Genomic DNA, 4377 nt, shown 5'->3' with positions numbered 1-4377 from the left:
GCCAGCCCCGCGGAAAGCGGAGCGCCTGGAACGAAAATCAACAGCCTTGTTTAATAGAGCTTATCAGTTAATTCACTTCGTAAAAGTCCATATCCAGCAGAATGGCTTTGACTGAGGTTTTCACCTATACTATAATTAGAATGTTATGAGCTCTTTTCGTAGCATGTTGGTTTCTATTGAAGTCCCGTTTTGAAAAAGAGCATTACGAATGAAAATACTATAAAAATCGACATTAGGTGCGAAAACAAGTTTAATGAAATCGATTGATCCTAATCAGGATATTAAAATAGAGGTGAATGACCGTGTTTGATCGTCTTCAAGCAGTTGAGGATCGTTATGAAAGATTGAATGAGCTACTAAGTGACCCGGAAATCGTCAATGATTCCAAGAAGCTTCGCGAGTTTTCCAAGGAACAATCTGATATCCAGGAAACCGTAATGGCTTACCGTGAATATAAGGAAGTCAAAGAACAATTGACTGATGCGAAAGCAATGCTCGAGGATAAGCTTGATGCAGAGATGCGTGATATGGTAAAGGAAGAAATTTCGGAGCTTGAACCACGTATTGAAGAGCTTGAAGCCCGCATTAAACTTCTTCTTATTCCTAAAGACCCTAATGATGACAAGAACGTTATCATGGAAATCCGCGGTGCTGCTGGCGGTGACGAGGCTGCTCTATTCGCAGGCGACCTTTATAGGATGTACAGCCGTTTTGCTGAAACGCAGGGCTGGAAAACAGAAGTCATCGATGCCAGCACGACAGGAGTTGGCGGCTTCAAAGAAATTATCTTCATGATTAATGGAAATGGCGCTTTTTCAAAATTGAAGTTCGAAAATGGCGCGCACCGTGTTCAGCGTGTTCCGGAAACGGAATCAGGCGGCCGGATCCATACTTCCACTGCTACTGTTGCATGCCTTCCGGAAGCGGAAGAAGTTGAAATTGAACTGCATGACAAAGATATCCGTTTCGATGCGTTCGCATCCAGCGGTGCCGGCGGACAGTCCGTTAACACAACAATGTCAGCTGTTCGTTTGACACATATTCCAACAGGAATCGTTGTATCATGTCAGGATGAAAAATCACAGCATAAAAACAAAGACAAGGCGATGAAGGTTCTTCGCGCCCGTGTTTATGATAAGTTCCAGCAGGAAGCACAGGCTGAGTACGACCAAGTTCGTAAATCAGCAGTAGGTACTGGCGACCGTTCTGAGCGTATCCGTACGTATAACTTCCCGCAGAATCGCGTTACCGACCACCGCATCGGCTTGACGATCCAAAAGCTTGACCAGATCCTTCAAGGTAAGCTGGATGAAATCATCGAAGCTTTGATAATGGAAGACCAGTCTCAAAGGCTTGAGAGTGCAAACAATGAGTAATCACAGCGTTAAAATATTTGAAGCCCTCAATTGGGCTTCTTCTTTTTTAAAAGAACATCATCGTGAGGAGTACGCTGGTGAACTGCTGCTTCGGCACTTTTCAGGACTTTCCAGGACTTCTATGCTGGCGATGATGCGCGATGATCTCGATGCAGGTGTGTGGGCCATTTTACAGGAAGCCGTTAAAAGGCATGCGGACGGTGAGCCGATCCAGTATATTATCGGTTCTGAGGAGTTTTATGGCCGCCGCTTTGAAGTCAATGAGCATGTACTCATTCCCCGTCCAGAAACAGAAGAACTAGTTTATGGAACATTAAAACGTCTCGAAAAGCTTTTTCCAGAAGGCCATCCGGTTGAGCTTGTTGATGTTGGCACAGGCAGCGGAGCGATTTCAGTTACCTTAAAGCTTGAAAAACCAGCCCTTAAGTTAACGGCCATCGATCTCTCAGAAGATGCGTTGGGAGTGGCGCGGAAAAATGCAGTTACATTAGGGGCGGAAATCGATTTTATCCATGGAGACCTGCTGCAGCCGCTCATTTTACAAGGTAAAAAAGTGGATGCTGTCATCTCTAATCCTCCTTACATTCCGATTGCTGATCAAGAATGGATGTCAGACATTGTAACGGAGCACGAGCCGCATATGGCGCTGTTTGCCGGTAAAGATGGATTGGACCTTTATCGCAGATTTATGGACGAGCTGCCCCTTGTTTTAAAGGAAAGGGCGCTTGTCGGATTCGAAATTGGCGCAGGGCAGGGTGAAGCGGTTGCCGCTCTTTTAAAAAATACCTTTCCACACTCGAACGTGGAAATCGTCTTTGATATCAATGGCAAAGACAGGATGGTTTTTGCAGAAATGGTATAGAATAAGTAATTCTTTCCCGTCTTTGAATGAAAAAGGCGGGAATTTTTTCAAAATTACTAGTTTAAGAATCTATCAATCTGTCCACACTGTGACTAGTGAAGGGGCGGTGCGAAAGATGATGACAAAAAAATCAGCAGCAATCTTATACATACTCTTATTATGTGCAGGTACAATTTTAAGTTTATATAGTCCGAAAAATGAAGTGACAGCGCAGGAAGCAACGGTCATTCCGAACGAGGCGATCAGGCTGAGGATTCTTGCCGACAGCGATTCAGAAAAGGACCAGGCAATCAAAAGGCTTGTCCGTGATGAGGTCAATAAAGAGATTACCAAGTGGGTCAAGGATTTAACATCTTTGGATGATGCAAGGAATGTGATCAAGTCAAAGCTGCCGGAAATCCAGGCAATCGCTGAACAGGTAGTGAAGTCAGAAGGGTCAACACAGTCAGTAAAAACCGAATTTGATAAAGTCCAATTCCCAACAAAGCTTTACGGTCAATTCCTTTACCCCGCAGGTGAGTACGAAGCAATCCTAATCACCCTTGGCGAAGGGGAAGGAGCAAACTGGTGGTGCGTCCTATATCCACCGCTATGCTTCCTTGATTTTTCAAACGGAGAAGCAACAAGTGAAGGATTCGACGGTAAAGATAAAAAAGGTGAAGTAAAGCTAGACAGCGAAGAAGAGAAGTCACAGGCTGAGGGTAATAAGAAGTCTAAGAAGGTAGCAAAAGCTGAAGGCGAAAAGAAGTTGAATAAGGGAGAAAAAGAAGGCAAGAAGCCAGTTTATGAGGATGGCGAGGAAGAAGAAGTAGAAGTTACATTCTTCCTGGTCGAGATTTGGGACAGGATTTTTGGTTAAAATGGTCCACCCTGCTGCTGCGGGGTGGATTTTTTATTTTTAAGAGATAAAACGCCTGGAGAATCACTTCCCCAGGCGTCCATTCTAGAGATTTTGGGTGAAGCGATCATCAGGAATCTTGTTCAGCATTACATAAAGTGTGACCGGTTCAGATCCGGTATTTTTATAGGAGAGCTCTTCGGATCCTGTCGAATGGACAGTTTCGTTCGCAGCTGCTATCACTTCTGTACCATCAATTGTGAATGTTCCTTCACCCTGCATTGTTAAAATAAAGACCTCTGTTCCTGGGTGAGTGTGTTTCGGCAGCTCCTGGCCTGGCATGAAGTTCAATAGGAACACAGTGCTTTCGCCCTTTTTAAAGATAATTCTCTTTGTGAAGCGTTCCCCATTGAATTCTTGGTAATCTTTCAAAGATAGTTTTTCCATCACAGGTGCCTCCATTTTTTTAATATCTATTAATCATGATGGGAGCGATTTGGCTTAATCGCTCGAACAGCGCCTTTCCGCCTTCTGTTTCAATAAAACCTGTTTCAGTGAGAGTTTCGTGCATCAATTTGAGCCAGGCCTGTGCGCGGATTGGTGTAATCTCAAATGGCATATGCCTTGCTCTCATATTAGGGGGGCCAAATTCCTCGCTGTAGAGGGCACCGCCGCCGGTCAACTGAGTCAGGAACATCCACTGCTTCCTCTTGATTTCATTGATATCTCCTTCAAACAAAGGACTGAGCTCCTCATTCTCGTACACCTTCGGATAGAAAGTGTCTACGATTTTTCGGATTGACTCTTCGCCGCCAATCTTTTCATAAATTGTTTTGATTTCCATGCCGTTCCCCCTTTCAAAAAACTTTGTGAATTAATTTTATTATATCGATGCTGCAAATGAGAGTTAGTGAACTAAATCACTGATTGAAACTTTTTCACTATAAAAATGTTGTTTTCAGAAGAACTCTCTTTTAATAAAAAGTTAAAGATAAAAATCATTTTAACAAATGGAGAAATACTTGGAAGCATTGGTAAAAGTGCCAGTGGAATTTCCAGAAATATTACAGATTTTATACAAGCAATTTACATTCTCTATTTACTAGTTTTAGAAAGGAGTAGGGAGGATATTCAATGGAGTGTAACATCAAAAAAGATTTCAAGGAGGATGAGTAAAATGGCTAGAAACAATAACAACAATGATAATGGTAAAATGTCACGTGAAGAACGAGGACGCATGGGCGGCCAGGCTACAAGCAAGAACCATGGCAGCGACTTCTATCAGGAAATCGGCCGTAAAG

5 protein-coding genes and 1 pseudogene are annotated in these 4377 nt (G+C 43.3%); 4 read left to right on the top strand and 2 right to left on the bottom strand.

Annotation, left to right across the window (positions count from 1 at the left end):
- The first annotated feature begins 302 nt into the window (after positions 1–302).
- The 3 genes from prfA (at position 303) to spoIIR (ending at position 3097) form a co-directional block, all read left to right on the top strand.
- Positions 303–1376, top strand: a complete 1074-nt coding sequence (gene prfA, locus V7654_RS02920; RefSeq protein ID WP_335428329.1) for a peptide chain release factor 1 — start codon at positions 303–305, stop codon at positions 1374–1376.
- Entirely contained in the window at positions 1369–2238 is an 870-nt protein-coding gene (gene prmC, locus V7654_RS02915) for a peptide chain release factor N(5)-glutamine methyltransferase (RefSeq protein WP_335428326.1), read from the top strand. The genes prfA and prmC overlap by 8 nt, the downstream gene beginning before the upstream one ends.
- A gap of 118 nt (positions 2239–2356) precedes the next feature.
- Positions 2357–3097: a stage II sporulation protein R gene (gene spoIIR / locus V7654_RS02910; RefSeq protein ID WP_335428576.1), complete on the top strand. Its 741-nt coding sequence runs from the start codon at positions 2357–2359 to the stop codon at positions 3095–3097.
- A gap of 84 nt (positions 3098–3181) precedes the next feature.
- Here the strand turns inward: spoIIR and V7654_RS02905 are convergent, their stop codons facing one another.
- Both V7654_RS02905 and V7654_RS02900 read right to left on the bottom strand, forming a co-directional pair.
- Positions 3182–3523 (bottom strand): cupin domain-containing protein, encoded by a 342-nt coding sequence (locus V7654_RS02905; RefSeq protein ID WP_335428323.1) that lies wholly within the window; start codon positions 3521–3523, stop codon positions 3182–3184.
- A 19-nt stretch (positions 3524–3542) separates the two neighbouring features.
- Positions 3543–3920 carry a globin gene (locus V7654_RS02900; RefSeq protein WP_335428321.1) on the bottom strand — a complete coding sequence of 126 codons (378 nt, stop codon included), beginning with the start codon at positions 3918–3920 and terminating at the stop codon, positions 3543–3545.
- A 333-nt stretch (positions 3921–4253) separates the two neighbouring features.
- Between V7654_RS02900 and V7654_RS23885 the strand changes: the two are divergent.
- Positions 4254–4377, top strand: a pseudogene (locus V7654_RS23885) (hypothetical protein); the annotation flags it as partial.

The organism is Bacillus sp. JJ1609 (assembly GCF_036967045.1).
Taxonomy (GTDB): Bacteria; Bacillota; Bacilli; order Bacillales; family Cytobacillaceae; genus Mesobacillus.
The sequence above is the reverse complement of the archived record's forward strand: the minus strand, read 5'-3'. Positions and strand labels throughout refer to the sequence as shown.